This window comes from Clostridium tepidiprofundi DSM 19306, from assembly GCF_001594005.1.
GTDB lineage: Bacteria > Bacillota > Clostridia > Clostridiales > Clostridiaceae > Clostridium_AC > Clostridium_AC tepidiprofundi.
Map to the genome: position 1 here is coordinate 1 of NZ_LTBA01000012.1, position 16056 is coordinate 16056.

The following is a 16056-nucleotide window of genomic DNA, read 5'->3' on the forward strand; positions in this document are numbered from 1 at the left end:
CAACAGATATCAGTTTATGTGATGAGGAAATTTTTCAAAGGTATAATTGTCGATGGACAATAGAAACTTTTTTTCGTCAAAATAAAATGGAGTTAAATCTTGATAAATATCAAATAAGAAGTTCTAGGGCAATAAAAAGATACTTAATCATAACTCAGTTAGCATATTTATATTGTATTTTTGGTGTCTGTGATAATTATACCTCCTTTAGTGAAGGATTAAAAATTGCTAGAAATAATTCTAAAGAAGCCTTGATTTCTTGGAACTGTGATAAATCACAAGAAGGTTTTACTAAACAAGAAATATGTAGCCTATTAAAAGTTGCATAGGAAAAGTATAATTATATACTGTAAAAATTTGCTAGCATTTTTGCACATTTATAGCTTAAAAAAATGAACCGTCCCTTTCTTGTCCCTTTCTTGTCCCCTTCTTGTTAAAAAATTTTGCAATTTAATTAATTAATTTTGATGACAAAAAGAAAAAATAAACTATAATGGAGTAATGAGAATATTTTTGGAGGTGACGGTCTTATATTATGAAGAATTATAGTGTGTTTGATATATTGGGTCCTGTAATGATTGGACCTTCTAGTTCACATACTGCAGGTGCTGCCAGATTAGCAAAAATTGCAGCTATAATTGCAGGAAAGAATATTAAGAGTGTAAATTTCGTGCTTCACGGATCATTTGCAAAAACATATAAAGGACATGGAACAGATAAGGCACTAGTTGCAGGAATTTTAGGTATGGATCCATGGGATACAAGATTAAAGAATTCATTTGAAATTGCTAAGGAGAGGGGATTGAATTTTGAATTTACAGAGGAAGATTTAGGGGATGTACATCCTAATACAGTAAAATTCTTGATTACCAAACAAAGTGGAAGAATAGTTGAAATAAAAGGTTCTTCAATTGGAGGAGGAAATATTTTAATTTTCGAAGTTGATGGAGAACCAGTTGAATTCACAGGAGAATATCCAACGCTTATAATTACACATAAAGATGTGCCAGGAATGATATCAAAGGTAAGTACTATTATTTATGATGAAGGAATAAATATTGCATTTATGAATGTATATAGAAATAGCAGAGGGCTTGGTGCTGTAATGGTTTTTGAAACAGATACTATTGTACCAGATGAAGTGCTTTCAAAAATAAAAAAAATGGGGAACATTAACACAATTAAGAGAATTAATCCTCTTAAGGAAGGAGCAGTATAATATAATGTTTGCGAAAAACGGAGTGGAAATGCTGAGCATTTGTAAAAGAGAAAATTTAAGTATTTGGGAATATACATTAAAATGCGAGATAGAAGAAACAGGTAACAGTGAAGAAAAAATAATTTATAAGATGAAAAGAAATTTAGATGTTATGAAGGAGTCTTCAGAGTATGCTCTTAAAAACAATGTGAAATCGATAAGTGGACTTATAGGTGGAGATGCTAAAAAGCTCTATGAATACTCTAAGGGAAATAATTCATTGACAGGTAGTTTTATGGTAATGGCTATGGCAAGAGCGATTTCATGTTCAGAGGTAAATGCTACTATGGGAAGAATTGTTGCTGCACCAACTGCTGGTTCATGTGGAATACTTCCAGCTGTAGTAATTTCAGCAGGGGAAAAATTGAATAAAGATGACAATGATTTAATTAATGCTTTATTCACTGCTGCAGGTGTAGGTAATTTAATTGCACAAAATGCATCTTTGTCGGGTGCAGAAGGAGGATGCCAGGCAGAGTGTGGTTCGGCAGCAGCTATGGGTGCAGCTGCTGTGGTTGAAATGATGGGAGGAACACCAGAAATGGCACTAGATGCTGCTGCAATAGTTATAAAGAATATTTTAGGTTTGGTATGTGATCCTATAGCTGGATTGGTTGAAGTACCATGTGCCAAGAGGAATATTGCAGGTGCTGTAAGTGCACTTACAACTGCAGATTTAGTTATGAGTGGAGTTAAAAGTGTGATTCCTTTTGATGATGCTGTTTTGGCAATGCATAAAGTGGGAAAACAACTGCCATGTGAGCTAAAAGAAACTGCATTAGGAGGACTTGCAGCAACGCCTACAGGTGTAAAACTGAAAAATTTAATATTAGGCACATTCAAATAAGGCATATGGAAGTGAACTATAAGCGACTTCTGATGGTGCAGTATGGCACAAAATAGACCAGAATACTGACTTGTTATTTTTAAAAATGACTAAATCAATAAAAAATGTATTTGTAAATAATTTACTTAAATTGATTTATGTAATTAATAAAGTATGCACTAGTAGTGTAATTAATAAAGTATGCACTAGTAATAACTAAAAAGTTATTAATGAATTTGAATTGACTTATCCTGCAACATCAAGTAAAGCTAAAGTAGTAACTAAAAAGTCATTAATGAATAGTATGTTAGAGAGAAAAAGTTAAATGGGGAATAAATGATGAATACAAAAAAAATGTTTTTGTTAATGATATTGGCTTTTTCCTCTCTAATGGTGAATATATCAAATGAGTGGATTAATGCTATTATTTATTCGATAGCAGTAGTTCCATTAGCAATGTTATTAGGTAATCTTACAACGGAAGTATCAGAGTTTATAGGTGAAAAAAAAGGAGGACTTCTTGCTGCGACGGTAGGAAACTTTCCAGAACTTGTTATGGGAATATGGGCTGTTAGATATGGTATGATATTGATGGCTAAGTCAGCTGTAATGGGATGTATTATTTCTAATATGCTTTTAGGATTAGGAATAGCTGTAATTTGTGGAGGAGTAAAATATGGGCAACAGAATTTTAATAAAATAATTGCAAGAACGAATTTTAATATGCTTTTTTTAGCTTTTTCATCAATGGTTGTTATGGCGTCGATTAATAGATATAGTGTCCTATTAGGAAGAGTAAAAATATCAATTAGTGTAAAAGTTGCATTTGTTTTGATAGGAGTATATATTTTAGGACTCGTTTTTTCATTATATACACACAGAAATTTGTTTATTGTAAGCGAAGGAGAATATAAAGAAGGATTTCAATTCAATAAGAGAGTTATTTTTATACTTATCTGTTTGGTTATTGTGGCTATATTATTATATTTCATAAGTGAAAGATTAGTTTTTAATCTAAAAGAAGTTGCTATGAGTTATGATTTGTCAGAACAGTTTTTAGGAGTAATATTAGTGCCTACACTTGGTAATGTAGGAGAAATGGTATCGGCTGTAATGAGTTCTGTTAAGAATAAAATAAATTTAAGTATTGAAACATCAATTGGTTCGAGTATTCAGATGGCATTATTTGTTATGCCTATAATAATTATATTTTCATATTTTATGGGTATTAAAATGACATTATTCTTTTCTGGATTCCAAATTTTGATGACAGCAATCGCTGTTGGAATGTCATATATTGTATTTCAAGATGGTAAAACTTATTGGTTTGAAGGAGCTATACTGATTTCAATATACATTATGATAATTATTGGATACTATTACATTATCTGATAGCACCTCTGAGGTCGTTCCAGAAAATGTATGTAATATTTTAAAAAGTTGAAAAATATATTAATTGTATAAGTAACTTATAGGGTGATATATTTGTCTCATCGTACTGTAATTGAAGCGTATTATAGTGATATAGATAATTTAGTAGATTTATTAGGTAAATTGGTTAATTCATATAGATTGCTTATAGGAGGTGCTGATGAACTAAATAAGATTGCATTTGCGAGTAAGAGTGATATAAAAGATGCACTTGATAGAGCGGATGACTTAGGTGATATAATAGATGATGTTATTAAGAATATTGATGTAATTTGTGGAAACTATATAAATTACTTGAAAATAAAAACAGAGGTTATGAAAACGGAAATCAATGCTCAATCAGTTATAAGTGAAATAAATGAAGAATTAAAACGAAAAGAGTGAAAAGTATGAAGAGAAAATTGATGAATGCAATTATTATGTATATGTTACTATAAATTTTATACAATATGATAGTAATGGATTTAGTAAGCGAAGATATACTGGAATACTAGATGTTTTATTAGGAGAGGTTAATATTAGAAAAGGTTAATTATAAGTTTATTGTTAAACAAATTATAGAAAGACCGTTTGAATAAATAGAATATTTAGGGCTGTTGATAAAACTGTTTTATCAACAGCCCTAAGTTTTAATATATTATACTTTATAAATTTATGAAAAAAGAATTATCTATAAATTTAAATATTATGGACAAAATAAAAGAGGGAGGTGTTCATAATGAAGATAAAGGACATAATGACTAGGCAAGTTGCAAGTTTAAATGCTGAAGATAATGTTGAAAGAGCAGCTGAATTGATGCGAGAATACAATGTTGGCTCTATTCCTATTTGTGATGGAGAAAAGGTTATAGGAATAATAACAGACAGAGATATTGTTTTAAGATCAGTTGTTGATGGCGAAAATTGCAAACTCCAGAAGGCAAGGGATATAATGACTTCCAATCCTGTTTGTGGTACCACAGATATGGATGTTGATGAAGTAGCTAGGTTAATGAGTGAGAGACAAATAAGAAGATTACCTATCGTTGAAAATGGAAAACTTGTAGGAATAGTATCATTAGGTGATATTGCTGTGGAACCTACAATAAAGGATGAAGCAGGAGAAGCACTATCAGATATATCAGAGCCAAGTATTCCAAGTTTTTAAATAGTGTTTGTTGAAATATGCAGAAATCCACAAGAATGTTGTTTATTATCTTGTGGATTTTTTGTATTAGATGGTATAATGTTCATATAGAGATATGATTGAATTAGATAGGTAATGGTATTGAATTAATTCATAAAAAATGGATTGGAGAGATTTTATGAGAAAGGTCAAATTTATATATAATCCATATTCGGGGGAGAATGTTGTTATAGATGCATTGGATTCTATTATTAATATTCATCAAAAATATGGATATACGATTTGTCCATTTAGAATGGGGTTTGAATATGATTTAATGAAAGCATTTGAAGATATTGACGATGAATATAAATATATTCTAGTTGCAGGTGGAGATGGCACAGTTGATAATGTTGTTAATGTTATGAAGAATATGGGTATTGATCTACCTATTGCTATTTTACCAACGGGAACAGCAAATGACTTTGCAAAGTTTATTGGTATGCCTCAAAATATTGAAAAATGTTGTGAGCAGATAATAAATTCAAAGGAGAAAAAAGTCGATATTGGTAAGATAAATGATAAATATTTTATAAATGTTGCAAGTACAGGTTTGTTTACAGATGTATCACAAAAGACGGATGTGAATCTAAAAAATACCATTGGAAAATTAGCATATTATGTTAAAGGCATTGAACAACTTCCTAATTTCAGAAAACTAAAAATTGGAGTAAAGTCAAAAGAAATGGATTATGATGGTGATATGTACCTTATGTTAGTTTTCAATGGAAGAACTGCTGGAAATTTTAATTTAGCATATAAAGCAGAAGTTGATGATGGAATGTTGGATGTTATCATAATTAAGGCGGATATAATGAAAAATATCATTAATGCTTTTATAAAAATGATAAAAGGAGAGCATCTAGATGGGGTTAAAGGTATACTTTATTTTAAGACAGATAATGTGCTTATAGAGTGTAAAGAAGGTATTGTTACAGATATTGATGGTGAAAGAGGACCGGATTTTCCTTTGAAAATAAGTTGCATAAAAGATGGATTAACTATTTTAGGATATAATAGATAAAGAAGCAAGAGAATAATTCTCTTACTTCTTATTTTTGTTTTTGCTTCTTGCTTTTTTCCTTATTGAATTTTTGGGTTTTCTATTGGATTTCATATAGGTAGATGTTTTGGAATTTTTGTTATTAATACCGGTATTTTTAATATTCTTTTTAGGATGAGGTGGTATCAAACAATTTTTACCATAACCTATCAAATCTGTTCTGTTTGCCTTTATTAATGCTTCTTTAACAAGATTATAGTTTTCAGGATTCCTGAACTGGAGTAATGCTCTTTGCATATTTTTTTCTTTTTGTGTTTTAGGTACATATACTTTTTCACCTGTAAGAGGGTTTATTCCAGTATAGTACATAACAGTGGATAAGCTTCCTGGTGTAGGATAGAAATCCTGTACTTGTTCAGGATTGTATCCCATATCTCTTATATATTCAGCTAATCTAATTGCTGCTTTCAAATCACTTCCTGGATGACTTGAAATGAGATAAGGAACAAGATATTGTTTTTTATTAAGTTTCTTGTTTATTTCAAAATACTTTTTGACAAAGCGATTATATACATTTTCAGATGGCTTACCCATTTGAGCTAATACATTATTAGATACATGTTCTGGTGCTACTTTAAGTTGACCGCTGATATGATATTTACATAATTCTTCAAAAAATTGTGGGTTTTTATCGTAAATTAAATAATCATAGCGTATTCCTGAACGAATAAATACCTTCTTTATATTTGGTAAAGAACGAACCTTTCTAAGTAAGTTTAAGTATTCGGAATGATCTATTATTAAATTTTTGCATGGTGTTGGAAATAAACATTGCCTATTTTTGCACACACCCACTTTGTCTTGAATTTTACATGATTTATTTCTGAAATTTGCAGTAGGACCACCTATATCGTGTATGTATCCCTTAAAATCAGGAAAAGTGGTTAATAATTTAGCTTCATCAATTATAGATTCTTGACTTCTTTTTTGTATTACTCTTCCTTGATGGAATGTTATTGCACAAAATGAACAAGAACCAAAACATCCTCTATGGCTAGTAATGGAAAATTTAACTTCTTTTATTGCAGGTATTCCACCTTCTTTTTCATATATTGTATGATAGTTTCTAACATAAGGTAAATTATAAACATTATCCATTTCATTAATAGTCAATGGTGTTTGAGGCGGATTTTGAACTATGTATTTATCGCCATGCTTTTGAATAACTGTTTTACCTCTTATTGAATCCTGTTCTTGTGATTGAAGTTTAAAGCTTTCAGCATATTTTTTTTTGCTATCTAGTACTTCTTCATAAGAAGGAACTAGTAGAGTATTTTTTATATTGTTTATATCTTTTGCTAAATAAACTGTGCCTCTAACATTTGTTATTTCTTTAATGTTCATACCATATTTCATAAGATTTGCAATTTCAATAACTGCTTTTTCTCCCATGCCATAAATCAATAAATCGGCTTTAGAGTCTAAAAGTATACTTCTTCTTATTTTATCGCTCCAATAATCATAATGTGCAAAACGTCTAAGACTTGCTTCTATTCCACCTATAATTATAGGAATATCTTTAAAGGCTTCTTTTATTTTATTGCAGTATACAATTACAGCTCTATCAGGTCTTTTGCCACTTTTACCACCGGGGGAATATAAATCGTTATGCCTTTTCTTTTTAGCAGCAGTATAATGATTAACCATGGAATCAATATTACCGGAATTAACCAAAAAACTATACTTTGGCCTTCCTAATTTTCTAAAATCATCTATGTTATTCCAATTAGGCTGTGCAATGATACCAACGGTGAAACCCTCGCTTTCCAAAACACGCCCTATTATCGCTGTCCCAAATGATGGATGATCTATGTATGCATCGCCTGTTACGATAATAAAATCAAGCTGTTCAATACCTCTTTTCTTTAAATCTTCTTTGCAAATTGGTAAAAATTCATTATGTTTTTTCATATAAAATGTTGCCTCCAAAAACTAATTGTAGTGAATATGTAGTAATAATATTAGCATAATAACGTAAAAATATAAAGTAATTTGAAACAATGTGTTGCATTATTGATTTATTATAATATAATAGTAATAGTAATACATTTAAAACTTTTGTTAGGTGAAATTGCATATTTTCTTGTAAGAGTGTAATATATCTTAAAACTTTTGTTAGGTGAGGCTCCTATATAGATATACGCTGCTGCCCCGAAACATCGAGAGATGCCAATGGGTCAACAGATACTGCCGTATTAAGGTTTTATCTAATGTAGCTGGAATATTTCCAAAGCTATATAGTGTCAAAGCTCAACGAAGGTTTCATTTCTTATGAAGCCTTTAAGGCTTTTTATTTTTTAGAGTATAAATATTTAAATTTTGAAATTATTATGAGGTGATTGAGAGATGGAATCTGCTGAACCGCACAGTATTAACATAACGCAGAATTTAAAATTTAATATTGGTTTCAGAGGAATAACTTACGAAAGCAATGTATGATTGATGTTAAGTTAAGCTGATAGTAGGTCTTATCAGTGGGTTTCGACGATAAAGTAGTTTGTAAAATAGGCCAGTATAGTGGTTTAGTATTTATTGAATGTGCTTAATATACAAAGTTATTCCTCTGTATACACTAGGGAGGGATAGCTTTGAGAAAATTAACAAGCTTTTTTCTTAATGAGATTTTATACAGGAAAGTGTATGATGAGTTTGATGATTGCATAGGAAAATTATACGATATATATGTAACTACAGAAAATGGTTATCCTAAGGCAATAGGGTATAAAATCAGAAGAGATAAAGAAATGTACTATTATGAATTTAGAAATATTGATTTTTATAGGGAAAATTCTAAAATAGTCATTAAAGTAAGGGGAGTAAAAGAGATAATTCCTATGAAATATTCTTACCTCTTATCAAAACATTTGCTAAATAAAAAGATAGTTGATGTAAATGGTAAAAAAGTTATAAAAGTAAATGATTTAAGAATGGCAAAAATTTGTGGTGAACTTAGGATATTGGCTGTAGATTCAGGGATATTAGCAGTAGCTAGAAGATATTCTGTTGAAAATATAGTTAAATGTATATTTAAACTGTTTAATAAAAAACCTGTAGATGATATTGTTTTATGGGAGAGTGTCCAGTCGCTTGAAGTTGATAATGCTAGTTTGAAGTTGACTGTACCATATGAAAAACTATCTAAGTTACATCCAGCTGATTTAGCTGATATACTTGAGGAACTTGATGAGGATTATAGAAACAGAATACTTGAATATTTGGATAGTGATTTTGCAGCTGAGATATTAGAAGAAATTAATTCAGAGTTGCAAGTTGAAATATTAAAATCGTTAAAAGAGCAAAAGGCAATTGAAATATTGGAACGCATGCCTAATGATGAAATAGCAGATATTTTAGATGAAGCTAGCTATGAAGAAACTGAAAGGCTCTTATCCAATCTTAAAAAAGATGACGAAGAAGAGGTAAGAACTCTTTTAGAATATGAGGATAATGTTGTAGGAAGTATAATGAATAAAGATTTTATATGCTTCAATATAAATATAACAGTACAAGAAGTTATAGAACTCTTGAGAGAAATGAAACCTGATGATGAGGTGCTATATTATGTTTATGTCGTTGACGAAGATTATAAATTAAAGGGCTTAATTTCCTTAAGAGATTTGGTTGTATCTTCTCCTGAAAGTAAAATAAATGATATTATGGTTAAAGAGATTATTAGTATTAAAGATTGTGATGATATCAGTGAAGCGGTAGAATTAATAATAAAATATGATTTAACTGCATTGCCTGTTGTAAATGATGAGGGAACATTATGCGGTATAGTTATTATCAATGATATATTGGATGAAATAATATCTCCTCATTTAAAAAAGAAGTTAAAAATATAGTTAAAATACACATTTTTGTGTATTTTTTTTTATACTTTACACAATATAATACCAAAAGTATTTGTTTTGGAGGGGTAGTTTTGATAGGCAACAAAAATAGAATTATGAAATTAATAGCCATTGTTTGTGTAGTTTATATTACAAGTTTTATGATTTCGGGTTATTTGCCCAGTTTCACCAAAATAGTAAATGCGGAGGTTTATAAATATGGTTCAAAAGGAGAAACAGTAAAATTGATCCAAACTAAACTGAAAAGATGGGGATATTACTATGGATCTGTTGATGGAATTTATGGGAGCAAAACTCTATCGGCAGTAAAGTATTTTCAGAGAAAAAATGGCCTTGTTGTTGATGGAATAGTGGGTAAAAAGACATTAGAAGCATTAGGAATATACATAAAGGCACCAACTACGACATCTTCAAGACAGTATTCATCAAATAGTCAAGATGTAATGTTATTAGCAAGGCTTATTAATGGTGAAGCAAGAGGAGAGCCATATGAGGGGCAGGTTGCAGTTGGGGCTGTTGTATTAAACAGAACAAGAAGTCCAAAGTTTCCTTCCACAATAGCAGGAGTTATTTATCAACCAGGTGCATTTACAGCGATTGTTGATGGTCAATTCAACGCAAAAATTAGAGATACATCTATAAAGGCAGCAAGAGATGCACTCAATGGATGGGATCCTTCTGGTGGAGCATTATTTTATTATAATCCTGCTAAGACAACAAATAAGTGGATTTGGTCTAGACCGGTTATTAAGGTTATAGGAAGTCATAGGTTTTGCAAATAATAGAAAACTTTTAATTAAAGAATAGTGAATAGAGAATAGTGAATAGTAAATGATGAAATCGTTACACGATTTCTTAAATTCAATCTAAAAGATGTTTTATAGATTTAGAGAATAGAAAACCTTAGTTGGTAAATATTTAATAGTGAACTTTAATTCAGAGAATAGTAAAGATTAAAACTGCTGCGAAATTTCTTCAAGATAAAACTGCTAGTTACTAATTGGCTAGTGGAGAGCTATTGAGGTATTCTAAAATTTACCTATTGACAATTCGCAAAATGAAAGATATAATGTTTGTAATTTCAAAAATCTAAAAATTTAAAAATAATTAAAAACAGTGATGAGGCGAGTAAATTTAGGAAGTAGTTTTAGCGAGTCGATGATGGTGGAAGTTCGATACGAAGCCTATATTGAAGAACCCCTCTGAGTTTCTAGCTGAAATCTTTAAAGAAAGTAGGTGTGGACGGAGCCTAACCGTTATACATAGGGCCAGTATTATGATGTACTGGTAGGAGTGAGCTATTATTGGCTAATTAAGGTGGTACCGCGGAATTTTGACTTTTCGTCCTTTGTTTATGAGGATGGAAAGTTTTTTTATTATCTATTTCATATGAAATAAATTTATTTTACAACTTTTTGATTTGTAACTTTCATAATGAAGTTTATACATCAAGATTTCCAAGTACTAATCATTAATAGTGTACATATTTATGATTGGTAGTTGGAACTATAAAAACATAGATAAAATAGTACAATTTAAACGTGGAGGGATAATTTATGATTAAACATGTAAATGCACTAACTATACCTTGTGATTATAAACCATCATTAGGTCTTAAAGATACAGAAATTGCTATTAAACATATAAAAGATTTTTTTGAAAGGGAAATTGCAAAAAAGTTGAATTTAACAAGAGTTTCAGCTCCATTATTTGTAAGGCCAGAAACTGGTCTTAATGATAACTTAAATGGTGTTGAAAGACCTGTTTCATTTGATATAAAAGATTTATCTGGAAGAAATGCAGAAATAGTTCATTCACTTGCTAAATGGAAACGTATGGCATTATACAGATATGGTTTTAAATCAGGTGAAGGATTATATACAGATATGAATGCAATAAGAAGAGACGAAGATTTAGATAACCTTCATTCTGTGTATGTAGATCAATGGGATTGGGAAAAAGTAATTACAAGAGAAGAAAGAACATTTGAAAACCTTAAAGAGATAGTTAAAAGTATTTATAGTGTTTTCAAAGCTACTGAAAGTTATGTTGAAAATTTATATCCGCAAATAAAAGCATTTTTACCAGATGATATTTTCTTTATAACTACCCAAGAACTTGAAGATTTATATCCTGAACTTTCTCCAAAAGAAAGAGAAAATGCAATTTGTAAAGAAAAGAAAGCTGTCTTCATAATGCAAATAGGTGGATACTTAAAGTCCGGTGAAAAACATGATGGTAGAGCTCCGGATTATGATGACTGGATGCTAAATGGGGATATTATATTTTGGTATCCTGTACTTGAAAGAGCTTTTGAACTTTCATCAATGGGAATAAGAGTTGATAAGGATTCTTTATTAAAGCAACTAAAACTTGCAGACTGTGAGAATAGGTTAGAATTAGATTTTCATAAAAAAATAGTTGATGAAATACTTCCTCTAACAGTAGGTGGCGGTATAGGGCAATCAAGAATATGTATGTTCTTTTTAAGAAAAGCTCATATAGGGGAAGTTCAGGCTTCTATATGGTCTGAAGAAATGATAAAAGACTGTAAAAAGGCAAATATAGTTTTATTATAATATTTCTTTCAAACTATATAAATAGCTATTCCTTTTCTTTTCACTTTTGCTTCGGGTGGAGTAGATTTTCCACTTGAAGTCTCGATGTTTTGCTTTAGCAAAACGAGTTCACTGTAAAAAAGCACTTCTATAAGTAAAAAAGTTATAGAAGTGCTTTTTTTCATTTTAAACTATTTTTGTATACATATGCTGATAAAAAAGTACTATTAAGATAAAAAACAAATATTTTATTTTATAAGCTAATTGTATGGGAGAAGGAAAAATAAAATTTGGACTTATGTCAATAAAGATGTATAATTGTATGTAATTAATTGGTGTACAAGCAATAATACAATAATAAAATATAAAAAAATGCAACTAATATTTGATGTACTCCGTATATTAAGTAGAATACGGGAAGAAATATAGAATTCTTAGGGGGACCCTTATTTATGAATTATGATAAGTTATTTGAGGAATTATATGATACATATTACGATAGTGTGTATAAATATATATATTCTTCGGTTAAAAACAAATGGAATGCTGAGGATATTATATCGACTGTTTTTACTAAAATATATCAAAATAGAGAAAAAATTATTAACGTAGAAGGAAGTAAAAATTGGGTTTTCCGAATAGCACATAACTGTATAATTGATTTCTATAGAGTTAATAGCAAGATTATACCTATAGAAGAATTTCTTGATAGAGGAAGAATAGATGAAGGATATGAAGAAGTTCTTATAAAGGATCAATTTGCTCAGGTGAAGAAAATAATTGATCAATTTCCCGAAGAAACAAAAAATATGATTAGATTACGGTATTATGGTGGGCTGAAATTTAGAGAGATTGCTGAAGCTATAGATATTTCTGAAAACACTGTTAAATCTACTGTAGCAAGGGCTATTAAAAAGATTAAAAAGTCTTATTTTAACATGATAGGAGGTGATATAAATGAAAAGAGACAGGTGTGATATAGAAAAAATGCTATTAAATGATGCTGAAAAAATAGAAATAGATTATGATTTTAAGAAAAATTTGAAAAAACAAATAATGTCACAGTGTAGCAATAAAAATATTGTAGATATCAGTGAAAATAGAAAGAAGCATAAAGTCAATAGATATTTGAAAATTGCTTCAAGTTTTGCAATTGTCGTTCTAATTGGGGGCACATTTGTTAAAGTTAATTCGAATACGAGCTTTTTAGCTAAAAACGATAAAAATAATACAATTTCTGTAAGTGAAGTTGTTACTATATCTAAATTAAGTGATAGCAGTAATGCTGATAAAAATGTGTTAAAGGCAGAAGAAGACTTAAAAACAGAAGTTGTTAATGAAATTGAAAAAAGTGACGTGCAAAAAAATAAAGATGAAAATAATTCTAAAAGTTCAAATATTACTAGGAATATTCAAACTGTAGATAAAAATGAGAAGGAAATGGTGGAGATAAATAATAATGCTACATTGTTAGCTAAAGGAACATCTGCAAACAAAAATATAGCTACAAATAAAAGCAGCAGTGTGAAGAGTACAGAAAAGTATACTCATAAAGATGTGTCTAAACAGGATAATTTAAAGAATAAAGACTCTTTATATGAGAATAAAAACACTGACGCTACTAAAAATAAAGATAGTAAAGTCAATGAACAGCATGGTGATGTTAAAAATAATAAAGATGCTGAAGGCATCAAAGATGCAGAAGATATCAAAACTATCAAAGATAATAAGGATGGCAAAGATATTAAAGCTACCAAACCAAATGGCATAGATTCAGGTTATGATTTTGATAAATTGGCAATTGATAATTTATTAAAAAATCAGGAAATTAGTGCAGCATCACCAAACTTGAGTGAGGATACTATTGAAAAACCACATATGGAGAACATAAAAGAAGAAAACAATGTTATGACAAATTGCTATGATTCAAGATATTCTAAAGATTATTCAAAGGTTCTTTTGTGTAAAAAAGATGGAATATATTCAAAGGATATCAAAACTGGCGATGAAATAAAGATAGTTGATTCTCAAAATGCAATTATTGAAAAGCCTAATTATACTCCTGATGGAGATGTTATATATGCTAAAATAGATAAAACTGACTCAAATGATGTTAAATGGTTTATTTACAAATTCAGTGTTAGGGATTCTTCAGAAGAAAGTATTGTTGAAGGCAAGGATCCTATGGTTTCTAAGGATGGCTCAAAAGTAGCATATGAATTTAAAGGAAAGATATGTATTAAAGATTTAAAATCAGGCAAAAACAACATAATAGATGATGGTAAATATCCTTCATGGTCAGCTGATGGCAATTTCTTGAGCTATGTTAAGATTATAAGTGAGAAAGAGACGTTTGACAAAGATACTCAGCAGAAAAATGTTTATGTTGAGAAGAAATATTCTACTGTATGGATATATGACATTAAGCAAAATAAGGAATATGCTATTACAAATAAAGAATTTGTAGTTGATAATGATAAGCTTAACGATTGGGCGAATAAAGTTGTTAATGGAAGTGAATGTGAGAATTTTGATTTAAAGAGTAAGTACACATATTATGAAAGTATGTGGTCAGAAGATGGTAAAGAATTATATGTAATCAGAAGAGATAATGAAAGAGAAATATATGAATTAGTTAAATTTAATTTAAATTAATTGTGAAGCTCCACCGTAATTGGGTGGGGCTTGTTTATGTTTACACATTTGTATTTATGCTATAATAATTTTGAAGGTGTAAATATGAAATCAAAAGATATCATAAAATATTTAGTAAGAATATAATGAGAATATATAAATATGATAGAGGGGAGCAATAATTAAAAATGATAATTGAAATATTAAAATGTCATGGTTCAGGAAATGATTTTCTACTTATAGATGAATATAATAAACAATATAATTTTTCAGAAGAAAATAGAAAAAAATTGGCAATAAAGCTTTGTGATAGAAACAATGGAGTGGGAGCTGATGGAATTTTATTTTTTTGCAAAAGCAATGAATGTGATGCGAAAATGAGAATATTCAATGCTGATGGTTCAGAAGCGGAAATGTGTGGGAATGGATTAAGATGTGTTGGAAGATATGTTTCTGAAATGTTATCAAGAAATGTAGTAAAAATAGAAACAATGTATGAGCAATACGAAGTTAAATATTTGTCGAGTTTTTATGAAAATATTAAAGGTGTTAAAGTTAAAATAAATAATATATCAAGTGATACAAGAAATATACCTATTAACACGAGTCAGAAGCAATTTTTGTTTAATAAAATACTCGATTTTTCAGATAAACTAGCATTTAGTTCAATAAGTGTATCTAATCCACATTTGATTGCTATTGTGGATAACATAGATGTAAATAAACTAGAGGAGATAGGCGTGAAGACTAATAATTCTAGCATATTATTTCCAAGGGGTATAAATGTGAGTTTTGTTAAAATATTAAATGAAAATAGTATATATGTTAAAACGTATGAGAGAGGGGTAGGATTAACGAAATCCTGTGGTACAGGAATGATGGCATCTTCAACAGTTGTATGCATTAATGAACCATGTAGGTTTGAAAGGACGTTGAATGTATATAATGATGGAGGTATGATTAAATGTAAAATTACAAAAGAGAAAGAAAGTGTATTTAGTGCCGAATTTTCTGGAAATGCAACATATATGTTTAAGGGAAAAGTTGAAATTGATTTTCAAAATTTTGATGACTTTAGTTTTACTTTGCAGCATAATTTTGATAATGAAAATGAAGAATATGATAAATTTTTAAAATATACAAATATGAGTATTTCCTAGTATGAAAAAGAGGCTAGTAAGTTGAAGTAGTGTCATAGCTTACTAGCCTACAATTTTACTTAGTTATTTTCAAAAAACGACAAATCAATATGGTGATATATTTTACT

The 16056-nt window shown here is 29.5% G+C and carries 14 protein-coding genes, 1 riboswitch and 1 other annotated feature; of the genes, 13 read left to right on the forward strand and 1 reads right to left on the reverse strand.

Features of this window, described 5'->3' with window-relative positions; translation table 11 throughout:
• The 7 genes from CLTEP_RS06630 to CLTEP_RS06660 form a co-directional block, all read left to right on the forward strand.
• The coding region (locus CLTEP_RS06630; RefSeq protein WP_153016290.1) for a transposase at positions 1–329 on the forward strand (329 nt) is incomplete at its 5' end.
• Positions 330–535: 206 nt separating this feature from the next.
• Positions 536–1219, forward strand: a complete 684-nt coding sequence (sdaAB, locus tag CLTEP_RS06635) for an L-serine ammonia-lyase, iron-sulfur-dependent subunit beta (protein WP_066824400.1) — start codon at positions 536–538, stop codon at positions 1217–1219.
• Between the two features lie 4 nt (positions 1220–1223).
• Complete coding sequence (sdaAA, locus tag CLTEP_RS06640) at positions 1224–2105, forward strand: L-serine ammonia-lyase, iron-sulfur-dependent, subunit alpha (protein WP_066824402.1); 882 nt, start codon at positions 1224–1226, stop codon at positions 2103–2105.
• Positions 2106–2423: 318 nt separating this feature from the next.
• A complete protein-coding gene (gene cax / locus CLTEP_RS06645; protein WP_242863879.1) occupies positions 2424–3476 on the forward strand; it encodes a calcium/proton exchanger in 1053 nt (350 codons plus the stop codon).
• Positions 3477–3569: 93 nt separating this feature from the next.
• A complete protein-coding gene (locus tag CLTEP_RS06650) occupies positions 3570–3899 on the forward strand; it encodes a hypothetical protein (protein WP_066824406.1) in 330 nt (109 codons plus the stop codon).
• Between the two features lie 334 nt (positions 3900–4233).
• Positions 4234–4662: a CBS domain-containing protein gene (locus CLTEP_RS06655; protein WP_066824408.1), complete on the forward strand. Its 429-nt coding sequence runs from the start codon at positions 4234–4236 to the stop codon at positions 4660–4662.
• A gap of 157 nt (positions 4663–4819) precedes the next feature.
• Positions 4820–5704 carry a YegS/Rv2252/BmrU family lipid kinase gene (locus tag CLTEP_RS06660; RefSeq protein WP_066824410.1) on the forward strand — a complete coding sequence of 295 codons (885 nt, stop codon included), beginning with the start codon at positions 4820–4822 and terminating at the stop codon, positions 5702–5704.
• A 21-nt stretch (positions 5705–5725) separates the two neighbouring features.
• Here the strand turns inward: CLTEP_RS06660 and CLTEP_RS06665 are convergent, their stop codons facing one another.
• A complete protein-coding gene (locus tag CLTEP_RS06665; RefSeq protein WP_066824413.1) occupies positions 5726–7654 on the reverse strand; it encodes a YgiQ family radical SAM protein in 1929 nt (642 codons plus the stop codon).
• A 193-nt stretch (positions 7655–7847) separates the two neighbouring features.
• Positions 7848–8008: riboswitch (M-box (ykoK) riboswitch) on the forward strand.
• Between the two features lie 323 nt (positions 8009–8331).
• On the opposite strand from CLTEP_RS06665, the gene CLTEP_RS06670 reads away from it, so the two are divergent.
• The 6 genes from CLTEP_RS06670 (at position 8332) to dapF (ending at position 15949) form a co-directional block, all read left to right on the forward strand.
• Positions 8332–9588 (forward strand): magnesium transporter, encoded by a 1257-nt coding sequence (locus tag CLTEP_RS06670; RefSeq protein ID WP_066824418.1) that lies wholly within the window; start codon positions 8332–8334, stop codon positions 9586–9588.
• Positions 9589–9737: 149 nt separating this feature from the next.
• Entirely contained in the window at positions 9738–10379 is a 642-nt protein-coding gene (gene sleB, locus CLTEP_RS06675; RefSeq protein WP_423230731.1) for a spore cortex-lytic enzyme, read from the forward strand.
• A 325-nt stretch (positions 10380–10704) separates the two neighbouring features.
• Positions 10705–10949: a binding site (T-box leader), on the forward strand.
• A gap of 204 nt (positions 10950–11153) precedes the next feature.
• Positions 11154–12176: an aspartate--ammonia ligase gene (gene asnA, locus CLTEP_RS06680; protein WP_066824422.1), complete on the forward strand. Its 1023-nt coding sequence runs from the start codon at positions 11154–11156 to the stop codon at positions 12174–12176.
• Positions 12177–12607: 431 nt separating this feature from the next.
• Positions 12608–13132: an RNA polymerase sigma factor gene (locus tag CLTEP_RS06685; protein ID WP_066824432.1), complete on the forward strand. Its 525-nt coding sequence runs from the start codon at positions 12608–12610 to the stop codon at positions 13130–13132.
• A complete protein-coding gene (locus CLTEP_RS06690) occupies positions 13113–14810 on the forward strand; it encodes a hypothetical protein (protein WP_066824435.1) in 1698 nt (565 codons plus the stop codon). Before CLTEP_RS06685 ends, CLTEP_RS06690 begins: the two co-directional genes overlap by 20 nt.
• A gap of 167 nt (positions 14811–14977) precedes the next feature.
• The gene (gene dapF, locus CLTEP_RS06695) at positions 14978–15949 is read left to right on the forward strand and encodes a diaminopimelate epimerase (RefSeq protein ID WP_066824437.1); all 972 of its coding nucleotides are present in this window, start codon (positions 14978–14980) and stop codon (positions 15947–15949) included.
• The last annotated feature ends 107 nt before the right edge of the window (positions 15950–16056 follow it).